Source organism: Acidovorax sp. KPB24-03, from assembly GCF_057546605.1.
In genome coordinates this window covers 1-1162 of sequence record NZ_BAAJYR010000708.1, presented here as the reverse complement: position 1 = coordinate 1162, position 1162 = coordinate 1, and the positions used below count along the sequence as shown (strand labels likewise).

Annotated in this window: 1 protein-coding gene and 1 pseudogene; one reads left to right on the top strand and one right to left on the bottom strand. The window is 73.5% G+C overall.

Translation table 11 applies throughout. The annotated features are described in order from the left end of the window. Window positions 1-441 (top strand): annotated as a pseudogene (locus tag AC27KI_RS25390) (PepSY domain-containing protein); the annotation flags it as partial. Between the two features lie 146 nt (window positions 442-587). On the opposite strand, the gene AC27KI_RS25385 reads toward AC27KI_RS25390, so the two are convergent. Further along, window positions 588-1162: phospholipase D-like domain-containing protein (locus tag AC27KI_RS25385; RefSeq protein WP_487091416.1), on the bottom strand; the 575-nt coding region annotated here is incomplete at its 5' end.

Sequence of the window (1162 nt, the reverse complement as noted above, 5' to 3'; positions counted from 1 at the left end):
GATGCCGCCACGGTCGCGCCCACTGCCATCGACACCGCCGCGCTGCGCGAGGCCATCGCCCGCCTGGTGGCGGCGCCCCTGGTGCGCGTGGACACGCTGGCGCACTACGACCTGTACTACTACGCCCGCGCGCCCCACACCATGACGGGTGCGCCCGCCAAGCCCCTGCCGGTGCTGCGCGCGGTGTTCGCCGACGAACACGCCACCTGGGTGCACGTGGACCCCCTCACCGGCGCCGTGCTGGGCCGCCTGGACGGCCACCGCCGCGCCAGCCGCTGGCTCTTCGCCATGCTGCACAGCTGGGACTGGGTGCCGCTGCTGGAGCGGCGCCCGCTGTGGGACGCGGTGATGCTGGTGCTGGGCCTGGGGGGCGCGGCGTTGAGCGCCACGGGCATGGTGATCGGCTGGCGGCGGCTGCGGCGCAAGGCGGGCCGGGCGTGAGCGCAAGACCGGCCGGCCCGGGCGCTCGCCGGCCGGTTTCGATATAAAAACCGCCTCATGCCCTAGTACTCATTGCCCCATGAAGCTATAAAAAACAATAGCAACACACCGCTGCGCGGGAGCCCCGCGCCGGGCGAACGGCCGTCCTACAGCTGAAAGCCCACCGCCCGCACCACGCCCTCGCCGATGTCGCGCGGCCAGGACGGGCGCCGGGGCACATAGGGCCGCGCCAGGGCGATCTGGCGCGCGCACCAGTCCGAGAGCCACTGCACCTCGGCCGGGCCGTAGAAGGCCGTCATCGCCTCGTAGTTGAGGAACAGGCTGCGCGCGTCGAGGTTGAGCGAGCCGGACAGGGCCAGGTCGTCGTCGATCAGCACGGCCTTGGCGTGCACCATGCCCGGTGCGAGCCACACCTCGGCACCGGCCTGGGCCAGTTCGCGCAGGGCGCGCTCGCGGGCCCAGTCGGCCAGGCGGTGGTTGGAGCGCCAGGGCACCAGCAGGCTCACTCGAACGCCGCGGCGGCAGGCCATGCACCAGGCGTCCAGCAGCGCGTCGTCGGGCACGAAATACGGTGTCACGGCCACGATGCGCTCCTGCGCGTGGTAGGCGCCGGCCAGCAGCAGGGCATGCACGGTGTCGTCCGCGTGGTCCGGTCCGCTGGGCACCCACTGGGCCAACGGGCCCTCGGGCGGGCCCGGCGGCAGCGGCTGGGGCAGCGCGG